Origin of the sequence: Paractinoplanes globisporus DSM 43857 (genome assembly GCF_000379645.1) — a bacterium.
Lineage (GTDB): Bacteria > Actinomycetota > Actinomycetes > Mycobacteriales > Micromonosporaceae > Actinoplanes > Actinoplanes globisporus.
Genome location: NZ_KB903310.1, coordinates 68,340 through 89,717, shown reverse-complemented (window position 1 = coordinate 89,717; position 21,378 = coordinate 68,340). Strand labels below are relative to the sequence as shown.

Here is a 21,378-nt window from a genome sequence, read left to right as displayed (position 1 = left end):
CCGACGTGACCCGGCGCGCCCGGAGCCCCGGCGATCAGGCTCCGGATCGCCGCCGCACGAGCACTGGCTCTGTCGCCGTCAGCGACCACGGTCGCCGGCCGCGCGCCGCCGGCGCGAACAAGCCGATGACTGGCGCACCCGCCCTGACATGACCGCACCTTCCCGCCAGGCACCGCCCAGGGTCCAGGGGTCGGTTCGAGAGTTGACCCCGACACCGTACTCCCCCGGAGCAGCGCGATTGAAGCCTCCGGACTATCGGCGGGCCTCCAGGAGCTTGCGGGCGGTCGGCGCGTCCGCGGCCGCGACATAGACCTGGACGCCCTGCAGCTGCAGGGCGGGTTCCTGGGCGCCCGCGTCGTCGGCGTTGATGCCCACCTTGATCCCGTTGCTGCGCAGCAGGCCGGCGATGACCTCGGCCTCGATCCGGCTGCCGACGACCGCGACCGCCACCAGGTCCGTGTTGTCCACGTCATCCTCCGCTCGTCGGGGTATCCGCCCCGGTTCTGTCCCTAGGCTTCCACCCCCGCGACCGTTGCACACCAGTGAATGACCCTGGTTGCCGGCCCGGGCCCGCCACCGGGGCGTTGCTTGTCGGTTGTAGCGGCGCGGCGGGGGTCAACCGGAGGTGACGACCGGCCGAAAAGGCGCGGGTGAGAAGGGATCGCGTCAGCCGCGTGGTAGCCGCGGTCGCGGCCGTGCTGGCGGGTGGGCTCATGGCCTCCTGCGCCGCCCCGGTGGTCGACTCGTCCGCAGGGACGGCCCGGCTGACGGTCACCCGGCCGGCGGCCCGGCCCGTGGCGCCGTTCGTCATGGCGAGCACCACGCCTTCGCCGTCGGCCTGTGCCGCGCGGACCATGAACGTGGTCGCGCATCAGGACGACGACCTGCTGTTCATCAACCCCTCGGTGAGCGACGACCTGGCGTCCGGACGGTGCGTGGTCACCGTCTACGTCACGGCGGGCGATGCCGGACGGCCCCGCAGTTACTGGCTGGGGCGCGAGAAGGGTGCGCGGCGGGCGTACTCGGCGATGGCCGGCAGCACCCAGTGGTGGGCCGACGACCCGCTGCGGGTCGACGGGCGGTCGATCACCCGGTTCACGCTGGCCGGTGGCCGGATCGCGCTGCTCTTCCTGCGGCTACCCGATGCCGCCACCGGGGCGCGGCGGCCGGCCGACGGGCTGCGGCGGCTCTGGCGTGGGTCGCTCGCGGAGGTGCGCTCGATCGACGACGGCGACCGGTACACGCGCGGCGGGTTGCTCGGCACTCTCACCGCGCTCATGTACGCCTATCGGCCCGACCGCATTCGCACGCTCGACTTCGCGGGTGCCTACGGCGACGGCGACCACGCCGATCACCATTCGGTCGGCTATTTCACGCGGGAGGCGCAGCTCTCCTACGCGGTGCCGCACGCGCTCAGCGGATACCTGGGCTACCCGGTCGCGGATCAGCCGGCCAACCTCACCGACGACGTGCGGGATGCGAAGCTCGGTTACTTCCTCGCATACGCGCCGTACGACCGGAAGGTCTGCCAGACGTACGCGGCCTGCATGGGCAATTTCTACGCGCCGCGGTTCTCCCGCAGCGTCGAAGCGGGCTCCTAGCCGCGGCGCCGCAGCAGGTTGATCGCCACCAGGCTGAGCACGATGCGGTCGTCCTGGTTGAGCAGCTGGCCGCGGGTGCGCACGATGCCGCGGTCGGGCTTCGAGCGGGACGGGCGCGTCTCCAGGATCCGCGCGCGCAGCCGCAGCCGGTCGCCGGGGCGCACGGGGTGCGGCCAGCGCAGCTCGTCGACGCCGGGCGAGGCGAGGCTGGCCACCCGGGAGAGGTAGTGCTCGGCGAACAGCCGCATGAAGATGCCGGACGTGTGCCAGCCGCTGGCGATCAGGCCGCTGAACGGGCCGTCGGCCGCGTACGCGAGGTCGACGTGGATCGGCTGCGGGTCGAACCGGCCGGCGAACTCGAGGATCTCCTCCTCGGTCACGAGGACCTCGCCGAACTCGTAGACCGCGCCGGCCTTGTAATCCTCGAACCAGCGGTCGTCGATCGGGGCGGGGAACTGCGACATGCTGATCAGGGTCGCACGCCTTGTCACGTCATTCCGAAGTGATTCTGCGCACCCACAGCGCAGTGATGTATGTCAATATTGCGGAGACATATTGAGGTGATCACTGTGCGCAATTTCCGTCGTTCCGCGGCCGCCCTCGCCCTCGGCCTGGCCGCCGTCACCACACTCAGCTCAGCCGGTCCGTCCAGCGCCGCCGGTGGCGCGAGTTCCGCCGCGCCCGCGGGCATCTGGTCGGCGTCCCTCGAGGGCGTGCACGGCGTCGCGCCGGACGCGACCGTGCGCCAGATCGCCCGGGTCTCAGTGGCGGGCACCGGGATCCGCGTGCGCCTCGGCAACCCGTTCGGCGCGACCCCGGTCGTCGTCCGGGACGCGTGGCTCGGCCGGCCGATCGCGCCCGGCTCGGCGCGCCTCACGCCCGGCTCCAACCATCGCCTCACCTTCCACGGCGCACGGACCGTGACCATCGCGCCCGGTGCGCAGGCGGTCAGCGATCCGGTGCCGATCACCGTGCCGGCGCAGCAGGACGTGGCGGTCAGCATCTACGCGCCGGGCAGCCCGGTCGACGACCACACGTTCCCGCCCTTCGCCTACGACCCGCCGGCCTCCTACATCGGAACCGGGGGCGACACCGCGTCGGCCGTCTCCGACGACGCCTTTCCGGGCTATCCGGTGATTCCCGGCAACACGAGCAGCACCGCGGCCGGCTACCACCCCGGCCAGACCTGGTGGATGGACCTGATCACCGCCGATCTGCCCGCCGCGCGGGGCACGCTGGTCACGCTCGGCGATTCCATCACCGACGGCTACAACGCGTACGGCCCGCCGGGTCAGCGGTGGACCGACGTGCTCGCCGAGCGGCTCGACGCGCTGCCCGCCGGGGCCCGGCTGGCCGTGGCGAACGCCGGCATCTCGGGCAACACGGTGAGCGTCCAGCCCAACCCGTACGACGCGACCGGCCAGTGCTGCGGGCCGCCTGCGCCGCAGCGGCTCGACCGCGACGTGCTGTCGGTACCCGGCCTGCGCACGGTGCTGCTGCTGGAGGGCACCAACGACATCGGCGGTGGCACCTACGCGCCGCCCGCCTCGGCCGCCCAGGTCATCGACGCGATGCGCACGATCGCGGACCGGGTGCACGCCCGGCACGTGCGGATCGTGGCCTCGACGATCCTGCCGATGTGCAACGCGGCGGGCAGCGACAAGGAGGCCACCCGCCTCGCGGTCAACGCGTGGATCCGCACGTCGCACGTCTTCGACGCTGTCCTCGACTTCGACGCCGTCCTGCGCGACCCGGCCGACCCGACCGTGATGATCGCCGACCTGCGCAACGACTGCTACCACCCGAACGCGGCCGGCGACCAGCTGATCGGCCGCTACATCCCGCTCGCCGCGATCCTCGGCTGATTTCCGTCCGCCCCGCGGTGCGGATACGGGCGAGGCGGCGGAGCCGCGAGCCCGGGACGCCACGACGGGTCAGCCCGGCGGTCGCGTGACGAGCTCTTGCGGCCGCCCGGCTCGCGTTGTCGATCGTGGACTCCTCGTCGGGGCGTACGGGAAAAGGCTTTGAATGCGGATCGGGCAGACTGGGCCCATGCCCTTGGTGGAGCGCGAGACCCCGCTGGCCTCGCTGGTGGAGTACGCGGCGCAGGCGCGCGACGGCGACGGACGGCTGGTGCTGGTGCCGGGTGAGGCGGGGATCGGCAAGTCGAGCCTGGTCGAGGCGCTGTCGGCGCGGGTGCCGGACGCGCGCTGGTCGTGGGGGCTGTGCGACGGGATGTTCACGCCGCGGCCGCTGGGACCGCTCTTCGACATCGCCGCGTCGCTGGGTGGTTTCGGGGATCTGTCGCAACGGGACGATCTGTTCGATGCGCTGCTGCGGGCGGTGAGCGGGCCCCGGCTGGACGTGCTGGTGATCGAGGACCTGCACTGGGCCGACGAGGCGACGATCGATCTCGTACGCTTCCTCGCCCGGCGGGTGCGTAATCTCGCGGTGCTACTGATCGTGACCTATCGGGATGACGGGCTCGCTGCGGGTCACCCCGTTCGGGTCGCGGTCGGTGAGCTCGGCACGCTGCGGTCGACGCGGAGGGTGGGGCTCGGCCCGCTGTCGCGCGACGCGGTCCGGGAACTGGCCGGCGACTCGGGGCCCGACGGGCTCTACGAGCTGACCGGGGGCAATCCGTTCTTCGTCACCGAGGTGCTGCGGGCGGGGCCGACCGGCGAGGTGCCGGCGACGGCGCGGGACGCCGTGCTCGCCCGGGTGGCGGCGCTGTCCGGCGAGGCGCGCGAGGTGCTGGAGACGAGCGCGCTGGTCGGCGGGCGGATCGATCCGCGGCTGCTCGGTGTGGCCGTCGACGACGTCGTGACCTCCGGGCTGCTGATCAGCGACGGGCCGGTGCTGCGGTTCCGGCACGAGCTGGCGCGGCTCGCGGTGGAGCAGGCGATCCCGGCGCATCGGACCGGGCGCATCCACGCGTCGATCCTGGCCGGTCTTCGGGCCCTGGCCAGCGAGGACGACGCGGGGATGGCGTTCCACGCCGAGGGCGCGGGGGACGGCCCGGCGGCGCTGCACTACGCGGTGCGGGCCGGGCGGCGGGCGGCCGAGCTGGCGTCGCACCGGGAGGCGGCGGCGCAGTACGAGCGGGCGTTGCGGTTCGCCGGGGCGCTGCCGGCGGCGGAGCGGGCCGAGCTCTACGACCGGCTCGGCGACGAGCTTTCGCTCGTCGACCGGGGAGACGACATGGTCACGGCCGCGGAGAGGGCGCGGCAGCTGTGGCGTGCGGCAGATGATCCGGTACGGGAGGCGGACGCGCTCCGCCGGCTCTCGGTGGCCATGGTCAGCCTGTGCCGTGGCGCCGAGGGAATGGCGTCGGCGGAGGAGGCGGTCGGGCTGCTGGAACCGCTCGGGCCGAGTCCGTCGCTGGCCCGCGCGTATGCGCACCTGGCGACCCAGCGGGTGCTCGCCAACCAGCTGTCGGAAGGGGACCGGCTCGCCTCGCTGGCCCGGTCGGTGGCGGCGCAACTGGGGCTGCACGAGGTGGTCAGCGACGCGCTGAACACTCGGGCCTGCGCGGCCCACGCGGTCGGGCGGCCGTGGGCCGGCGAGATGCGGGAGGCGCTGGAGGTGGCGCTCGAGCATCGGCTCGAGGAGCAGGCGGGGCGTGCCTATCACAACCTCTACGGGCTGCTGGTCTGCGAGCGGCGATACGCGGAGGCCGAGCCGTTCTACCGGGACGGGGTGGCCTACTGCGACGAGCGGGACATGCCGGCGTACGGGACGAGCATGCGCGGCGAGCACGCGGTGTCGCTGTGCCGCCTCGACCGGTGGAGCGAGTCGGCGTCGCTGGCGGGGCGACTGCTCACCCGGTACGACGCGTCGCCGATCAACCGGATCAGCCCGCTGCTGGCCCTGGCGACCGTGCGCGGGCGCCGCGGCGAGGACGGGGTGTGGGCCCTGCTCGACGAGGCGGCAGCGGCGGCCGACGGGTCGGGGGAGCCACAGTGGATCGTCTGCGCCCGGCTGAGCCGGATGGAGATGCGCTGGCTCGCCGGGGATCTCGCGGCGGCCCGGGCCGAGGGCCAGCTCTGTGCCGACGCCGCGGAGGAGGGGAATCCGTGGCTGCTCGGGTCGGTGGCGGTGTGGCTGCGGCGGGTGGGGCTTTCCCGTGCGGTGCCGGGGCCGTATGCGCCGCCCTATGAGCTGGTTCTCTCCGGCGATGTGGCCGGGGCGGCGGCGCTGTGGACCTCGATCGGGAGTCGGTATGAGGCGGGGCTGGCGTTTCTTTCGCTGAATTCTTCGGAGGCCTCGCTCCGGGCGGCATTGGGGATTTTTGACGATTTGGGGGCGGGGCCTGCCGCCCGATTTGTCCGTCAGCGGCTCCGCGCCCTGGGCGTGCGATCGATTCCGGTCGGGCCGCGTAGTGCCACTCGGGCTCATCCCGTGGGGTTGACCCGGCGGGAGCATGAGGTGCTCGACCTGCTGGTGGCCGGCCGGACGAATGCCGAAATAGCGGCACAACTGGTCATCGCGCGGAAGACCGTCGATCATCACGTGTCGGCGGTGCTGGCCAAGCTGGGGGCGGCCAACCGGTCGGTGGCGGCCCGGCAGGCTCGGAGCCTGGGGCTCGTCTCGCGGATAGATGGGTAGCCGCTCGCTCAAATCTGGGTAGTCGCTCCCGATCTGCGCGGGGGTGCGGTCGCCGTACGGTCTTCTCGTCGACCCGCGATAAGGAGCGAGAAATGCCGATTTATATGGACGTGCACACCGTCGACGGTGGCGTGGCGATCGACGACGTGGCCAAGGCGCACCTGGCCGACCTGCAGACGCAGGGGCGGCACGACGTGAGCTACCTGCGGTACTGGGTGGACGAGGCGCGGGGGAAGATCTTCTGCCTGGTCGAGGCTCCGTCGGCGCAGGCGGCGGCCGCGGTGCACCGCGAGGCGCACGGGCTGGTGGCGGACGAGGTCTACCAGGTGCAGGAAGGGTCGTAACTCCGGGGGGATCGCGGCGGCCGGGTTTCTCCTACCTCTTACCCGGCCGCCGTCGCCAGGTGTTCGCCCAGGATCGCGATCTGGGTCTTGCGGGCCTCGGCGTGGCGCTGGAAGCCGGCCGCGGTGAGCTCGACGAAGACGCCGCGACGGTCGTCCTCGCAGTGGGAGCGGCAGACGAGCCCGCTCTTCTCCAGCCGCGCGACCGTGCGGGACAGGGCGCTCTGGCTCAGGTACATGGCCGCGGCGAGATCTTGCATGCGTCGCTTGTCACAGTCCCTGGTGGTGAGACGGTCGAGCGTCTCGAAATCGCTCAGAGTGAGGCCGTGCGCTTCCTGCAGGGCGCGCTCCAGCTGCACCGCAACGATGTTGTAGCTCGTCAGCAGCGACCGCCACCGGTCGACGAGCTCGGTTTCGGCCTCCATGGCGGGCATCCTACTCGGCTTTCCCCTTCGATGCACCAGCATTTGTTGCGCACGACTCTAATGCGTTGTCATTCTATGCGTACGCATATAGCGTCGCCGCCGTGACTATCACAGAAGCCCTGCCGCAGCAGACCGCGGCACCCGCAGCGCTTCGCTGGAGCCCCCGACTGTGGGGAGTGCTCGCGGTGCTCTGCACCGTCCTGTTCCTGGACGGACTCGACGTCTCCATGGTCGGCGTGGCGCTGCCGTCCATCGGCTCGGAACTGAGCCTGTCCACCACCTCACTGCAGTGGATCGTCAACGGCTACGTGCTCGGCTACGGCGGCCTGCTCCTGCTCGGCGGCCGCACCGCCGACCTGCTCGGCCGGCGCCGCGTGTTCCTGGCCGCGCTCGCCGTCTTCACCGTCGCCTCGCTGGTCGGTGGCCTCGTCGACGACGGAGGCCTGCTGATCGCGACCCGGTTCGTGAAGGGCCTGGCCGCCGCGTTCACCGCGCCCACCGCCATGTCGATCCTCACCACGACGTTCTCCGAGGGCCCGGCCCGCAACCGGGCGCTGTCGATCTTCACGGTGTTCGGGGCCAGCGGTTACTCGTCCGGCCTGATCCTCGGCGGCCTGCTCACCAGCCTCGGCTGGCGGTGGAACTTCCTGGTGCCGGTGCCGCTCGCCATTGCCGCGCTGGTCGGAGGAATGGTTTTGATCGCCCGGGACAAGCCCGCCGCGTCCGGCGGACACGACCTGGCCGGGGCGGCCACACTGATCTCCGGCATGCTGCTCGCCGTCTATTCGGTCGTGTCGGCGCCCGCCCGCGGCTGGCTCGACCCGGTCACGATCGGCCTTTTCGTGCTGGCGATCGCCCTGCTGGCCGGGTTCGTCGTGATCGAGAACCGGGTGAAGCACCCGCTCGTGCGCCTGGGCATCCTGCGCGCCGGCTCGATCGTCCGGGCCAACGCCAGCATGGTCGCGCTGATGGGCTCGTACGTGAGCTTCCAGTTCATGATGACCCTGTACCTGCAGGACGTCCTGCACTGGGCGCCGCTGCGGATGGCGCTCGCGCTGCTTCCGGCCGGCCTCGTGGTCGCCTTCGGCTCGCCGTTCGTGGGCCGGCTCATCGACCGCTACGGCACCGCCCCGCTGATCGTCACCGCGATGGTGTCGCTCAGCCTCGGCTACGTCTGGTTCCTGGCCACCGCCGGCACCCAGCCGCACTACCTGGTCACCGTCCTGCCCACGATGCTGCTGCTCGGCGGCGGCTTCGGCTTCGGCTTCAGCTCGATCATGGCCCAGGCCACGGACGGGATCGCCGACTCGGAACAGGGGCTGGCCTCCGGGCTGGTGCAGTCGTCGGGCCAGGTCGGCACCGCTCTGGTCCTGGCCGTGGTGACCGCCCTGGTCTCCACGGGCGCGGGCGCGGCCGAAGACTTCGGCCAGTTCCACCCGGGCCTGAACCTGGTGACCGGAGTCGCCGTCGTCGGCCTGCTGCTGAACGTGATTCCGCTGCTGGCTCGGGTCGCCCGGACCCGGGCGGCATGAGCTTCGCCCCGCGGGGTAGGGTTGTCCTACCGACGCGGGGTGGAGCAGCTCGGTAGCTCGCTGGGCTCATAACCCAGAGGTCGCAGGTTCAAATCCTGTCCCCGCTACGAGTCCTAGGGGCCCCCTGTCCGCGGAAAGCGCGGACCGGGGGCCTCTTCGCATGTCTGCTCAGGGGGCCGAGCCCCCTGAAACCCCCACGGTGCGTCACGTTGCGGCTCGCGTTGCCTCGGCCGCGGAAACAACCCCTAGTACCGCGGTACTAGGGCGGGGTTTGAAGATCGGTCTGCGGTACGACGGAACGTTGTCGGGACGGACATAGCGTTTGGCTCAGGCGCTGGGAGAACGGCGCACGGAATCTGAGGGCGGCGCGATGATCGAGGCACGGCAGCTCACGAAACGGTATGGCGACAAGGTCGCAGTCGATGGGGTGGACTTCACGGTTCGGCCGGGGGCGGTTACCGGATTTCTGGGGCCTAACGGGGCCGGCAAGTCCACGACCATGCGGATGATCATCGGACTGGACGCGCCTACGGCCGGGACGGTGACCGTGAACGGTCGTCGGTACGCCCAGCATTCGGCGCCGTTGCGCGAGGTCGGGGCGCTGCTCGAGGCCCGGTCGATCCATCCCGGGCGGTCGGCGTTCGATCACCTGATGGCCCTCGCGTACACCCACGGCATCTCGCGGGCCCGGGTGTCCGAGGTGATCGAGATGACCGGGTTGCAGTCGGTGGCCCGCAAGCGCGCCGGCGCCTTCTCGCTGGGCATGGGCCAGCGCCTGGGCATCGCCGCCGCCGTGCTCGGCGACCCGCAGACGGTCATGCTGGACGAGCCGGTCAACGGGCTCGACCCGGAGGGCGTGCTCTGGATCCGTAACCTGCTCACCGGCCTGGCCGCCGAGGGCCGCACCGTCTTCGTCTCCTCGCACCTGATGAGCGAGATGGCCCTGGTCGCCGACCATCTGATCATCGTCGGCCGCGGCCGGGTCCTGGCCGACACCACCGTGCGGGATCTGGTTCTGCAGGCAGGAGGCGACACCGTCGTGGTCGCCACCGACGACCCCGCCGAGCTGCGCCGCGTGCTGGTCGGGCCGGGCGTGGAGATCACCGGGCACCCCGGGTCGGAGCAGTTGACCGTGACCGGACTGCCGGCCCGGGAGATCGGCCGCAAGGCCGCCGAGCACGGCCTCGTCCTGTTCGAGCTCACCGCCAAGACCGTCTCGCTGGAGGAGGCCTTCATGGAACTCACCAAGGAATCCGTCGAATACCATGCCGCGAGTACGACGGGGAGGGCGGCATGACCATCGTCGCTGACACCCGGCCCGCCGGCGCGGCGCCCTCGCTGCCCACCGACACCCACCTCAAGGTGACCCCGCGGCGGGTGCTGCGGTCGGAATGGGCCAAGTTGTGGTCGCTGCGCTCGACGTGGATCACGCTCGGACTCGGGCTGCTGTTCCTGCTCGCCTTCGGCACCATCGCCGCGCTGCGCTACAAGTCGATGCTCAACTCCGGCCAGCGGATGGATCCCGACTTCGCCGACGCCACGTCGTACAGCCTGGCGCTGTTCGGGGTGCCGTTCTCCCTGATCGCACTCGGGGTGCTGGGCGTGCTGACCGCGTCGGGCGAGTACACGTCGGGCATGATCCGCTCGACCCTGGCCGCCGTCCCGCGCCGCCTGCCGGTGCTGTGGTCCAAGGCCGCCGTCTACGGCGTGATCGCCTTCGTCACCGGGGCGGTCGGCGCGCTGGCCGGATTCCTGCTCAGCAGCGGCGTGCTGTCAGGCACGGCCGCCGGGATGAGCCTCTCCGACGGTGGCGTCGTGCGCGGCCTGCTCGGCGCGGGGCTCTATCTGGGGCTGGTCGGCGTCATCGGCGTCGCGCTCGGCACCCTGCTGCGCTCCACCGCCGGCGGCATCTCGGCGCTGGTCGGCACGTTCCTGCTGGTGCCCGGGCTGATGTCGCTGCTGCCGAAGTCCTGGCGAGACGACCTCACTCCGTACCTGCCCAGCAATGCCGGCGAATCAATCTTCGCTTTGCACCACTCCACCGGAACCCTGTCGGCCGGTGCCGGGCTGCTGGTTCTGCTCGGCTGGACCGCGCTCGCGCTCGGTGGCGCCGCCTATCGGTTGATGCGGTCCGACGCCTGATTCCTGAGCGAGACATGCGGCATCCGGCTCGGCCGGGTGCCGCAGGCCGCCATGCCGGAGGATGAATCCGTGAGCAGCTCCGTGCGCAGCTTTGTGCGCAGCGAGGCCAGCGCCGCCGGCGACCTGGCCGGGCACCCGCTGGCCGACCGGCTGTTCCGGGCCGGTCGCCGCCTCCGTGAATGGGACGCGGAGCACCGTTGGGCGCTGGACACCGCCGTGGTTCTCGTCATCCTCCTGCTGTTCTGCATCCCCGACCTCTTCCACCACCCCGACCGGTCGGACTCGCCGCTCACCTTCACCGAGCGCCCGCTGCCGCAGATGCTGCTGCTCCAGGCCGCTCTGGTGCTGCCGCTGTTCTGGCGCCGCCGGGCTCCGCTGGCCGCGTTCTACACCGTCCTGGCGGTCTTCCTGGTGGAGTGGGCCGCGGGGATCATGCTGCGCGCGGACGTCGCCGTCCTGGTCGCCCTCTACAGCCTGGTGCTGCACGGCCGGCTGCGTCATCTGCCCTGGGCCGTGCCGGGCCTGGCCGTGGCGGTGACTCTGGTCGTGGTGCGGGTCTCCGGCATCGTGTCGGTGTGGGACGTGCTGTTCTTCGTGGCCAGCGTCGGGACGGCGGCCGTCGCGCTGGCCCTGGCGATCCGGATCCGCCGTGCGCAGCTTGCCGCCCTGCGGGAGCGGGCCGTCCAGCTGGAGATCGAGCGCGACCAGCGCAGCCGGCTCGCGGCCGCGACCGAGCGTGCCCGGGTCGCTCGCGAGATGCACGACATCCTCGGCCACAGCCTCTCGGTGATCATCACGCTTGCCGACGGCGGCCGGTACGCGGCGAGCACCGCCCCCGAACGTACCGAGGAGGCGCTCCAGCTGATCGGAGCCACCGGCCGGAGCTCCCTTGCCGAGCTGCGGCGGATGCTCGGCGTGCTGCGCGAGCAGACCGACGAGCCCAACCTCAGCCCGCAACCCGGCATCGCCGACGTCGATCCGTTGTGCCGGCAGATCCGGGCCGCGGGGCCGCAGGTCGAATACCAGAGCAGCGGGGCACTCGACGCTCTCGACGTCGGCGTACAGCTGGCCACCTATCGCATCGTGCAGGAGGCACTGACCAACGCGCTCAAGCACGCCGGCCCGCACACCCGGATCCATCTGGCCGTCCGTGTCGACGACACCCGGTTGCGGATCACCGTCCGCGACACCGGTCCGCCCGCCGGTGACCCGCCCGCTCCGTCCACCGGGGAGGGTCACGGCCTGGTCGGCATGCGCGAGCGCGCCGCCCTGTACGGCGGAACCGTCACGGCCGGACCGGCTCCCGGCGGCGGCTGGGCCGTGTCGGCCGACATCGATCTCGAGGGCGACCCGGCATGATCACCGTGCTCATCGTGGACGACCAGCCGCTGCAACGCTTCGGCTTCCGGATCCTGTTGGAAAGCAACGAGGACACCGAGGTGGTCGGCGAGGCGGGCAACGGCCTCGAGGCGGTGCGCCAGACCGTGGCGCTACGGCCCGACGTCGTACTGATGGATGTGCGGATGCCCGGTCTCGACGGCATCGAGGCCACCCGGCGGATCGTCGCGGACGGTGGCCGGTCGCACATCCTCATCCTCACGACGTTCGACCTCGACGAGTACGTGCACGCCGCGCTGCGAGCGGGCGCCAGCGGTTTCCTGCTCAAGGACGCGTACCCGGAGGAGCTTCTCGCCGGCATCCGCGCCGTCGCCGCCGGGGACGCGGTGATCGCGCCCGCCCTGACCCGCCGCCTGCTCGACACCTTCGCCACCCATTTCGGCGACGCCGCGACCGACGGACGATCGGCCGACCCGCGGCTCGACACGCTGACCGACCGCGAGCGCGAGATCCTCGTGGCGATCGGCCGCGGCTGGACCAACCGCGAGATCGCGGAGCGGCTGGTGCTGTCCGAGTCCACGGTCAAGACCCACGTCGGCCGGGTCCTCGCCAAGATCGGCGCCCGCGACCGCGTCCAGGCCGTCATCTTCGCGTACGACCTCGGCCTGACCCGCCCGCACCAGCCCGGCTGAGGCGACGCCGGTCCGATAACAGTTTTTCCTGGGTCTTTGGGCTCAAGACCGTGGCCTTCCGGGTCGCTAGCGTTCGGCGGCGTACTCGATCTACAGGCCAGCAATGGAGAGATCCGATGAGATCCCAATCCCCGTCCGCCCGACGCTCGCCGTGGTCGCGGCGCCTCACCATGGCCGGCGTCGCCGCCGCGCTCGCCGGCTTGGTCACGTGGTACGCCGTCGGGACGCTGCACGTGGCCGGCGCCCAGGAGATTCCGCTGTCCCAGGGCAAGCCGGTCACCGCCTCCTCCAGCGAGGGACGCGCCTTCCCCGCCGCGGCGGCTGTCGACGGTGACGCCAAGAGCCGCTGGTCGAGTGCGTTCGCCGATCCGCAGTGGCTCACCGTCGACCTGGGCGCTCCGACGGCGCTCGACCGGGTGGTGCTGAACTGGGAGCGGGCGGCGGCCCGGGCGTACCAGATCCAGGTTTCGCCCGATGGGAAGGCCTGGACCACGGTGTACGAGTCGGTGACGGGCGCCGGGGGTGTCGAGACGCACGCCGTGAACGCCACCGGCCGCTTCGTGCGGATGCTCGGCACCCGGCGCACGACGGGCTACGGGTACTCGCTCTTCGAATTCCAGGTGTTCGGAAAGCCAACCTCGAGCAGTCCGAGCGCGCCGGCCAGTGCGCCCGCCAGCGCGCCGGCCGGCGCCTCGGCTGCGCCCGGTCAGACCACCGAGGCCGGCTACATCATGGCGCCGAACCCGGTGACCAACGTCAAGCCGTCGCACGAGGTCCCGCCGAACAAGGGCGGCTTCCACGAGTTCCAGGCGAACTGCTCGGTCAGCCGGACCAACACCGGCGACGACCCGATCGTCTTCCCGAAACTGCCCGGGGCGTCGCACACGCACACGTTCATGGGCAACACCACCACGAACGCGAACAGCACGATCGATTCGCTCTCCGCGGGCCAGACCACCTGCAAGGCCAAGGGTGACCTGTCGGCGTACTGGATGCCGACGCTCTACAACGGCGACACCGCGGTCAACCCCGAGGGACCGCAGGTCATCTACTACAAGACCGGCGTGACGGACTACCGCAGCGTACGGGCGTTCCCCAAGGGTCTTCGGTTCGTCGTCGGCAACGCCAAGAACACCGACGCGGACAAGTTCCTCGCCGCCACCGAGGAGGGCTTCGAGTGCGGTGACAGCTACAAGAACAAGACCATCCCGCTGACCTGTTCGAGTGACCGGAGCGTCAAGCTCAACATCCGCTACCAGGCGCCGAGCTGCTGGGACGGTATCCACCTGGACTCGCCGGACCATCAGAGCCACATGGCGTACCCCATCGACAGCCACACGGCCGCCGGGATGGTCTGCCCGGACGACCACCCGGTGGCGGTGCCGAAGCTGGAGTTCAAGATGGCCTGGCCGGTCAACGGCGACATGTCGAAGGTGCACTTCTCCAGTGGCGCCGGACCGACGTTCCACTACGACTTCATCAACGACTGGGACGACCGTACGCTCGCCGCGATGGTGAATGGATGCATCGTCGCGGCCCGGCAGTGCGACGCACAGGGCCACGACGGCCGGGATGATCAGCAGCCCGCGCCGTACGTCCTGAATGCGGACTTCGTCCTGCCGTAAGCGTTGCCGGAGTTTTCAGGGGGCAGGGTGGCCGTCCGCGGCCGCCCTGCCCTTGTTCACGTATTCTCGACGCGCCAAGATCCGCAGGGGAGGAGTGCCGGTGACCCATGGCATCCTGCCGGACACGGCGCGCCCGAGTCGCCGTCGAAGTCAGTGGCTGGGGCTCACCGCGGTGACGGTCGCCATCGCGGTCGCCGCGATCGTCGTGCCGCCGCTGATCACTCCGCACCACCGAGCTCAACCGCCGGCCGTCGCCTCGGCGGCGCCCAGCACCAGCCTCGCTCAGCCGGTTGCCGCCACCAGTTCCCCGGCCCGATTCGCGCCGATCACCGTCGAGGCCGAGGACCCGCACAACACCGTGTCCGGCGGTGCGGCGGCGACCGAGTGCGCCACCTGCCACGGCGGCGGACGAGTCCGATACATCTGCCTTGCCTGCCGGGTGGTCGTGCGTACCACCATGCCGGTCTCCGGGCGGCGCACCGTGACCGTCATCTACGAGGCCGACGGCCCGCGATCGCTCAAGGTGGGTGTCAACGACACACGGGCCGCCGGCTGGCCGGTGACCGGCCCCGGCTGGACGACGCAGCGTTCGTTCCACTTCACCGCCGACCTGCCGGCCGGTCCGCTGCGGCTGACCCTGTTCAACGACGAGTCCCCGGCCCCGGACGTCGACGCGGTCATCATTTCCTGACTGAATTCCTGATGAAGCGTCTTACCAGCGAAGACCCGGGTCCGGTAGCGTCCGGCTGCAATCGAGGGGCGGAGCTGTCAGTGGTGGGTGTCGGCCGCGAGGTCGCTGCTGCGGCGCTGGCCCGGGCAGTGCTGATCGGCCGGGCGACGGCCACCGTGATCGCGGCCGCGGCCGGCCTCCTGCTGGTTCACGACCGCCGGTGGGTCCTGGCCGCGATCGTCCTGGTCCTGGCCGCGACGGCCGCGCAGTTGGCCGCCCTCGGCCGCTGGCCGGGCCTGGTCACCCGGCCGGCCCTCGCGATCGCCGTCGACTCGGTGCTGGTCCTCGCCGTGCTGGCGGTCAGCCGCGGCAGCGTGGCGTACTTCTGCTTCGCCGCCGGAGCCGGGGCCGTGGCGGGAGTCCTGCTCGGCCTGCGCGCGCTGCCGGTGTGGGCCGCTCACGCCGCGCTGGGCTTCACGGTGATCGCCGAGGTGCTGCGCCGCACCGAGCCGCCGGTCGACATCATGGCGTTCGTCGTCGCGTTCCCCATGGCCGGCGCTCTGGCCGGCGTCGGAGCGGCCGTGGCCACCACGGCGCTGACCAATCAGATCGAGTTCTCCACCCAGCTGGTCGCCTCGGCCCAGCGCTCGGCCGCCGCGTCCGAGCGGGCGCGGCTGGCCCGGGAACTGCACGACTCGGTGACCAAGACGCTGCGGGGCGTCTCCCTGGCCGCGCTCGCGCTGCCCTCGCTGCTGCGACGCCAGCCCGCGCTGGCCGAACACCTGGCGAGTACGGTCGTGGCCGGCGCCACCGCGGCCGCCCAGCAGGCCCGGGAACTGCTCGAGGAGATGCGGTTCGACGTCCGTGACCTCGCCGCCGGCGTCGACGAGCTCTGCCGGGCGTGGAGCGCGTCGAGCGGTATCCCGGTCCGGGTCTCGGCGGCCGCCGTCGACCCACCCGATGCGGTGGCCTACGAACTGACGCGAATCCTCCGGGAAGCGCTCGCCAACGTCGCCCGGCACGGACACGCCCGGTGGGTCGAGGTCCGGCTCGCGCCCCAGCCGTACGGCCTGACGCTCGAGATCACCGACGACGGCGTGGGTTTCGCGGTGCCGGACGACCTCGCCGGGCTGCAGTCGGCCGGCCACTTCGGCATCGTCGGGATGGACGAGCGAGCCCGGGCCATCGGCGGTGTCCTGCGGATTGCCTCGACGCCCGGCTCGGGCACCAGGATCACGGTCAACGTGCCGTCCGGCGCACCCGTTCGCGGTCATCGGCGCTCGATCGGCGCGCGATGATGCGGGCCGGGACGACGCCGATCGACGTGCTCGTGGTCGACGACAACCCGATCATGCGATCCGTCCTCCGGGGCATTCTCGCCGCTGACCAGAGGCTCCGGGTGGTGGCCGAGGCGGCGAACGGGCGGGAGGCGCTCGACCTGGCCCAGCGGCTGCGCCCGGCCGTCACGTTGCTCGATCACCGGATGCCGATCGCCGACGGTCTGTCGGTGGTCGCCACCCTCGGCCGGCATTCCGCTGTCCTGGTGCTGACCAGCTCCGACGAGCCGCAGATCATCGCCGAGATGTTGCGTCTCGGCGCCCGGGGATACCTGGTGCACGGCGAGTTCGAGCCGGGCGACCTGGTGCGGGCCGTGCACGAGGTGGTCGGCGGGCGCGGCTGGCTCTCCCCGATCGCGGCGTCGGTGGCCGCCTCGATGGCCCGCGGGGAGAGCGTGGCGGGCCCGGTCCGGCACCCCGAGGCGGGCCGCACCGAGCGGCTCACCGAGCGGCTCACCGAGCGCGAGCGGGAGGTGGTCGAACTGCTGTGCCAGGGCCTGTCCAACGCCTCGATCGCCCAGCAGCTCTGGCTCACCGAGAAGACGGTGAAGAACCATCTGAATCACATCTTCGCCAAGCTCGGCGTCCGCAGCCGCACCGAGGCGATCGTGCGGTGGACGTCTTCCGGATGACGCCTCGCGTTGACTTCAAGCTTGGTTCAGGTTGCATTCTGCGGGGATGACGTTCACGGACTTTGAGATTGCGTACCTTGGCGAGCAGCGGCTGGGGCGGCTGGCGACGTTGCGGCCGGACGGGACGCTGCAGAACAGTCCGGTGGGGTTCGCCTACAACGCGGCTACCGACACGATCGACATCATGGGCTTCAACCTCGCCGCCAGCCGCAAGTTCCACAACGTCGCCGCGACGGGGGAGGTCGCGTTCGTGGTGGACGACCTGTACTCGACCGAGCCGTGGCGGGTGCGCTGCCTCGAGATCCGGGGGCGGGCGGAGGCCATCGAGCGGCCCTCCGATTCCGTGTGGGGCACGTCGGCCCCGATCATCCGGATCCGGCCGCGGCGCATCATCAGCTTCGGCATCGACGACCCCGATCGGCCGCCGCACGAGCTGGTTCCCCACAACCGTACGGTCGCCGGGAGGTCCTAGAGCGTCGTCGTCAGCCGCTCACGTGGCGGAGGACGGCCAGGACTCGGCGGTTGTCGGTTTCCGAGGACGGCAGGCCGAGCTTCGCGAAGATGTTGGCTACGTGCTTCTCCACGACTCCGGGGGTGATGACCAGAGCGGCGGCGATGCCGGCGTTGGAGCGGCCCTCGGCCATCAGCGAGAGCACCTCGCGCTCGCGGGGAGTCAGCGAGGCCAGTCCCGCCATGTCCTGCCCGGCCCGCATCAGGTGGCCGACCACCTCCGGATCCAGTGCGGTGCCACCGGAAGCCACCCGGGTCAGCGCGTCCACGAAGTCGGCGACGTCGGCCACCCGGTCCTTGAGGAGGTATCCGACGCCGGTCGGGCGGTCGGCCAGCAGGCGGGTCGCGTAGCGGGTCTCCACGTACTGCGAGAAGACCAGGACACCCACGGTGGGATGGTCGCGGCGGATGTCGATCGCGGCGCGGAGGCCCTCGTCGGTGTGGGTCGGCGGCATCCGGATGTCGATGATGGCCACGTCCGGTACGGCGGCGGCGATCGCGGAGCGCAACGCGTCCGCGTCGGCGACCGCGGCGCACACCTCGAAACCGCGGTCGGTGAGCAGCCGGACCAGGCCCTCGCGCATCATCGCGGCGTCCTCGGCGATCACTACCCGCATGTCGTCGTCTCCGTTCACACGTGTGTGGGCAGCTCGATCTTGACCCGGGTCGGGCCCCCGGCCGGGCTGTGCACGCGCATCCGGCCGTCCACGACGGCGATGCGGCGGGCCAGCCCGGACAGGCCGGGACCGTCCGGGTTCGCCCCGCCGACGCCGTCGTCCTCGGCGGTCAGCAGAAGGCGCTCGCCGGACCGGGCGACGACGATCTTGATGCGGGTCGCCCGGCTGTGCTTGGCCGCGTTCGCGAGCAACTCGGAGGCGCAGAAGTAGGCGATCGTCTCGATCGCCGGCGCCGGGCGATCGGGCAGCTCGACGTTCACCGCGACGGGGATGGCGCTGCTCGTCGCGAGCGTCGCCAACGCATCGCCGAGACCGTTGTCCAGGACCGGCGGGTGAATGCCGCGCACCAGGTCACGCAGGTCGGCGAGGGCATCCTTCGCTCCGCGGTGTGCGAGCGCGACCAGCTCGCGGGCCTGGGCGAGGTCGGGCGGCGGGCCGTCGGCACCGAGCTTCTCGGTCGCCATGCCGAGGTTCATCGCCAGGGTGGCCAGCCGGATCTGCGCGCCGTCGTGCAGGTCCCGTTCCAGCCGGCGCATCATCGCGGCCGCGTCGTCGATCGCGCGGGCCCGGCTGACCTGCAGTTCGCGTACGCGCTCGGCGAGCCGTCCCGGACCGAGCAGCCGTCGCATCGCGGCCAGGTCGAGCATCGTGCCGGCCCGCATCAACCACGGCGCGACCAGCAGCATGGCCAGGCCGGCCGCGGCGATGAGGAACGTTCCGCCGAGTGTCCGCGTACCGATGCGGCCGAACGGCGTCAGCGCCCAGACCGGCCCGAGGATGGTGCCGGGCGGGTGGTTGCGGAACAGCGGCCACCACACCGGATAGCTGAGGTTGACCAGGCCGAACACGTAGCAGAACACGCCGTACCCCTGTGGGATGGCCAGCGGCACCTTGAGCAGGCAGTACCCGACGGCGCGCCAGCCCGGCCGGGCTTGGGGGGCGGCCACGTGCTCGTCGAGCAGCCGGTCGGCGAGCCGGCGGTGCACGGCTCCGATCGCGCGCCCGATCGGGACGACCAGCACGGCCAGGAGCGCGATGGTGAGCGGGAACAGGACCAGGAACACCGGTGCGACGGCAGGTGCGGGCTTTTCGGAGAGGGCGCCGCTCGCCCAGAGGATGAGGACGCCCACGCCCGGCACGATCGCCGGTACGGCCAGGACCGCGACCGCGGTGACCACGCCGGCGACGCAGAACACCGCCCGGCGCAGGGCCAGTATGGTGAACGGAGCGCGCAGCGCGGTCATCAGCCCATTGTCGTTGCTCACGCGTCGCGGTGGCGCAGCAGGACGCCGCCGCACAGGATCACCACCGCCGCGTACCCGCACATCAGCAGCGCGCTGATCCAGCCGGCGAACAGCCCGGGCACCGGCGAGGTCACCGCGATCGAGTTGAGCAGCATCAGCAGCGGGAAGAAGCGGCCGACCCCGATTCCGCTCTCGCCGAACAGACCGGCCACGATCACCGGGACGAACATCAGACCGAACAGGGTGCCGATCGCGGCGCCCGAGTGCCGCACGATCGTCCCGATGCCGACCCCGATCAGAGCGGTGGCGCCCAGATAGACGCCGGTCAGCAGGACCGGGCGCAGGATCGCCGGGTCACCGAGGGACGCGGCCGGGATGGCGGTGCCGCGGATCGCGAGCTGCCCGCTCAGATAGCCGGCGAAGCTCGCGACCAGGCCGACGGCGAGAGCCGCGCCGCCGCATACGGCGACCTTCGCGGCCAGGACTCTCCGGCGCCGCGGGACGGCGGCGAACGTCGAGCGGATCATCCCGGTGCCGTACTCGCCGGTCATCACGAGGACGCCGAGCGCTCCGAGGAGCAGTTGGGCCAGAATGGCGCCGCCGAGACTGTTGTCCAGGATCTGGGCGGCGGTGGCGACCGGGGTGTGCGATCGGTAGCCGAGTCCCACCCCGGCCCCGGCCGCGGCCATCGAGACCACCGCCATGATCGCCAGCCACCATGTCGTACGGACGCTGCGTAGTTTGATCCACTCCATGCGGGCTGCGTTCTTCATGGCGTTCCCACTCCGCGATAGTCGGTGGTCTCCGAGGTGAGCCGGAGGAACGCGTCCTCCAGGCTGTCCGCGCCGGCGGCGAGCGCGGCGACGGTCGTCTCGGCCAGCAGCCGGCCGCGGCCGATGACGACCAGCCGATCGGCGGTCAGGGCCATCTCGGCGATCAGGTGGCTGGAGACGAACACCGTCCGTCCCTCGGCGGCGAGCCCGCGCAGCAGGTCCCGGATCCAGCGGATGCCTTCCGGATCCAGCCCGTTGACCGGCTCGTCGAGCAGGAGGACGGCCGGGTCGCCGAGCAGGGCCACCGCGACGCCGAGCCGCTGGCGCATGCCGAGCGAATAGGTACCGGCGCGCCGCGTCGCCGCGTCGGACAGGCCGACGATGCGCAGGACCTGCTCGACCCGGGAACCCGGGATGTCGTTGCTCGCGGCCAGTGCGGCCAGATGCGCACGACCGCTGCGGCCGGGGTGGAACGCTCCGGCGTCGAGGAGCGCGCCGACGGTTTTCAAGGGCCACTTCAGGTTTGCGTACGGGACGCCGCCGATCAGGGCGTCGCCACGGTCCGGGGCGTCGAGGCCGAGAATCATCCGCATGGTCGTCGACTTGCCGGATCCGTTCGGCCCGAGGAACCCGGTCACCGCCCCCGGCTGCACGCGGACGCTCAGCTCGTCGACGGCGACCCGGCCGCCGTAGCGTTTGGTCAGTTCACGTAGTTCGATCACACCTACGACGCTAGGCAGCGCCGCCGGCGGTCAGAAGCCGGAAACCCTCCGACTCCGCCTGGGGGTTTTCCCGCCCCCGGACCGCTACGGTTGGTCCATGCCGGTGCCGGATGAGATCGCGCGCAGCAAATACGTCAGCCTGACCACGTACCGCAAGGATGGAACCGCGGTGGCGACCCCGGTCTGGCAGGCGACGAGTGACGGCCTGATGTACATCGTCTCCGACGCCGACGCCTGGAAGGTCAAGCGCATCAGCCGCGACAGCCGGGTCCGGGTCACGGTCTGCGACCTCCGCGGCCGCATCGCCGAGGACGCCCCCACCGCCGAAGGCACCGCCCAGATCCTCGACGACGACGGTACGCAGACGGCGCGAGCGATCGTCGCCCGCAAGTACCTGCTCTCCCGCGTCGGCAACTGGTTCGCGAAGACCTTCCACCTCCCCAAGGCCCCGGTCGTCGGCATCTCCGTGACCATCTAGTCCACAGGCCGCACGCGCGAATCGCCGTCCG

The 21,378-nt window shown here is 71.5% G+C and carries 22 protein-coding genes and 1 tRNA gene; 16 read left to right on the top strand and 7 right to left on the bottom strand.

Features of this window, described 5'->3' with window-relative positions; genetic code table 11:
- Positions 1–252 precede the first annotated feature (252 nt).
- Positions 253–468 (bottom strand): putative signal transducing protein, encoded by a 216-nt coding sequence (locus tag A3CQ_RS0125450; protein WP_020513778.1) that lies wholly within the window; start codon positions 466–468, stop codon positions 253–255.
- A 182-nt stretch (positions 469–650) separates the two neighbouring features.
- Between A3CQ_RS0125450 and A3CQ_RS0125445 the strand changes: the two genes are divergently transcribed.
- Positions 651–1,601 (top strand): PIG-L family deacetylase, encoded by a 951-nt coding sequence (locus A3CQ_RS0125445; protein WP_157296288.1) that lies wholly within the window; start codon positions 651–653, stop codon positions 1,599–1,601.
- Here A3CQ_RS0125445 and A3CQ_RS0125440 read toward each other — a convergent pair.
- Complete coding sequence (locus A3CQ_RS0125440) at positions 1,598–2,065, bottom strand: MaoC family dehydratase (protein WP_020513776.1); 468 nt, start codon at positions 2,063–2,065, stop codon at positions 1,598–1,600. The genes A3CQ_RS0125445 and A3CQ_RS0125440 overlap by 4 nt on opposite strands.
- Before the next feature lie 105 nt (positions 2,066–2,170).
- Here A3CQ_RS0125440 and A3CQ_RS0125435 point away from each other — a divergent pair, with 105 nt between their 5' ends.
- The 3 genes from A3CQ_RS0125435 to A3CQ_RS0125425 all read left to right on the top strand — a co-directional run bounded on the left by A3CQ_RS0125435 (position 2,171) and on the right by A3CQ_RS0125425 (position 6,553).
- Positions 2,171–3,466, top strand: a complete 1,296-nt coding sequence (locus tag A3CQ_RS0125435) for a GDSL-type esterase/lipase family protein (RefSeq protein WP_020513775.1) — start codon at positions 2,171–2,173, stop codon at positions 3,464–3,466.
- A 187-nt stretch (positions 3,467–3,653) separates the two neighbouring features.
- Positions 3,654–6,209, top strand: a complete 2,556-nt coding sequence (locus A3CQ_RS53955) for an ATP-binding protein (protein ID WP_169516305.1) — start codon at positions 3,654–3,656, stop codon at positions 6,207–6,209.
- A gap of 92 nt (positions 6,210–6,301) precedes the next feature.
- A complete protein-coding gene (locus tag A3CQ_RS0125425) occupies positions 6,302–6,553 on the top strand; it encodes a DUF4242 domain-containing protein (RefSeq protein ID WP_026206177.1) in 252 nt (83 codons plus the stop codon).
- Between the two features lie 38 nt (positions 6,554–6,591).
- Here A3CQ_RS0125425 and A3CQ_RS0125420 read toward each other — a convergent pair whose 3' ends face one another.
- The gene (locus A3CQ_RS0125420) at positions 6,592–6,975 is read right to left on the bottom strand and encodes a MarR family winged helix-turn-helix transcriptional regulator (protein ID WP_020513772.1); all 384 of its coding nucleotides are present in this window, start codon (positions 6,973–6,975) and stop codon (positions 6,592–6,594) included.
- Positions 6,976–7,076: 101 nt separating this feature from the next.
- Here A3CQ_RS0125420 and A3CQ_RS0125415 point away from each other — a divergent pair, with 101 nt between their 5' ends.
- From A3CQ_RS0125415 to A3CQ_RS0125365, 11 genes are all read left to right on the top strand, one after another.
- Positions 7,077–8,507: an MFS transporter gene (locus A3CQ_RS0125415; RefSeq protein ID WP_040432814.1), complete on the top strand. Its 1,431-nt coding sequence runs from the start codon at positions 7,077–7,079 to the stop codon at positions 8,505–8,507.
- Between the two features lie 33 nt (positions 8,508–8,540).
- Positions 8,541–8,614, top strand: a tRNA-Met gene (locus A3CQ_RS0125410).
- Positions 8,615–8,877: 263 nt separating this feature from the next.
- A complete protein-coding gene (locus tag A3CQ_RS0125405; RefSeq protein ID WP_020513770.1) occupies positions 8,878–9,804 on the top strand; it encodes an ABC transporter ATP-binding protein in 927 nt (308 codons plus the stop codon).
- Positions 9,801–10,649, top strand: coding sequence for an ABC-2 transporter permease (locus tag A3CQ_RS0125400; RefSeq protein WP_020513769.1), 849 nt, complete (start codon positions 9,801–9,803; stop codon positions 10,647–10,649). The genes A3CQ_RS0125405 and A3CQ_RS0125400 overlap by 4 nt, the downstream gene beginning before the upstream one ends.
- A 69-nt stretch (positions 10,650–10,718) precedes the next feature.
- The gene (locus A3CQ_RS0125395; RefSeq protein WP_245577324.1) at positions 10,719–12,008 is read left to right on the top strand and encodes a sensor histidine kinase; all 1,290 of its coding nucleotides are present in this window, start codon (positions 10,719–10,721) and stop codon (positions 12,006–12,008) included.
- Entirely contained in the window at positions 12,005–12,679 is a 675-nt protein-coding gene (locus A3CQ_RS0125390; protein WP_020513767.1) for a response regulator, read from the top strand. Before A3CQ_RS0125395 ends, A3CQ_RS0125390 begins: the two co-directional genes overlap by 4 nt.
- A gap of 116 nt (positions 12,680–12,795) precedes the next feature.
- A complete protein-coding gene (locus A3CQ_RS0125385; RefSeq protein ID WP_026206176.1) occupies positions 12,796–14,304 on the top strand; it encodes a DUF1996 domain-containing protein in 1,509 nt (502 codons plus the stop codon).
- Positions 14,305–14,404: 100 nt separating this feature from the next.
- Complete coding sequence (locus A3CQ_RS0125380; protein WP_157296286.1) at positions 14,405–14,995, top strand: carbohydrate-binding protein; 591 nt, start codon at positions 14,405–14,407, stop codon at positions 14,993–14,995.
- An 83-nt stretch (positions 14,996–15,078) separates the two neighbouring features.
- A complete protein-coding gene (locus tag A3CQ_RS57685; RefSeq protein ID WP_169516304.1) occupies positions 15,079–16,272 on the top strand; it encodes a sensor histidine kinase in 1,194 nt (397 codons plus the stop codon).
- Positions 16,269–16,943, top strand: coding sequence for a response regulator (locus A3CQ_RS0125370; RefSeq protein ID WP_084699205.1), 675 nt, complete (start codon positions 16,269–16,271; stop codon positions 16,941–16,943). Before A3CQ_RS57685 ends, A3CQ_RS0125370 begins: the two co-directional genes overlap by 4 nt.
- Positions 16,944–16,989: 46 nt before the next feature.
- Complete coding sequence (locus A3CQ_RS0125365; RefSeq protein WP_020513762.1) at positions 16,990–17,415, top strand: PPOX class F420-dependent oxidoreductase; 426 nt, start codon at positions 16,990–16,992, stop codon at positions 17,413–17,415.
- Between the two features lie 10 nt (positions 17,416–17,425).
- Here the strand turns inward: A3CQ_RS0125365 and A3CQ_RS0125360 are convergent, their stop codons facing one another.
- The 4 genes from A3CQ_RS0125360 to A3CQ_RS0125345 are packed head-to-tail and all read right to left on the bottom strand — an operon-like array spanning position 17,426 to position 20,869.
- Entirely contained in the window at positions 17,426–18,070 is a 645-nt protein-coding gene (locus tag A3CQ_RS0125360) for a response regulator transcription factor (RefSeq protein ID WP_026206174.1), read from the bottom strand.
- Positions 18,071–18,084: 14 nt separating this feature from the next.
- On the bottom strand, positions 18,085–19,374 hold the full coding sequence (locus A3CQ_RS0125355) for a sensor histidine kinase (RefSeq protein ID WP_020513760.1): 1,290 nt from the start codon (positions 19,372–19,374) through the stop codon (positions 18,085–18,087).
- A 17-nt stretch (positions 19,375–19,391) separates the two neighbouring features.
- Entirely contained in the window at positions 19,392–20,147 is a 756-nt protein-coding gene (locus A3CQ_RS53945; protein ID WP_040432812.1) for an ABC-2 transporter permease, read from the bottom strand.
- Positions 20,144–20,869: an ABC transporter ATP-binding protein gene (locus tag A3CQ_RS0125345; RefSeq protein ID WP_020513758.1), complete on the bottom strand. Its 726-nt coding sequence runs from the start codon at positions 20,867–20,869 to the stop codon at positions 20,144–20,146. Before A3CQ_RS0125345 ends, A3CQ_RS53945 begins: the two co-directional genes overlap by 4 nt.
- A 97-nt stretch (positions 20,870–20,966) precedes the next feature.
- Here A3CQ_RS0125345 and A3CQ_RS0125340 point away from each other — a divergent pair, with 97 nt between their 5' ends.
- Positions 20,967–21,347 carry a PPOX class F420-dependent oxidoreductase gene (locus A3CQ_RS0125340; RefSeq protein WP_020513757.1) on the top strand — a complete coding sequence of 127 codons (381 nt, stop codon included), beginning with the start codon at positions 20,967–20,969 and terminating at the stop codon, positions 21,345–21,347.
- Positions 21,348–21,378 lie beyond the last annotated feature (31 nt).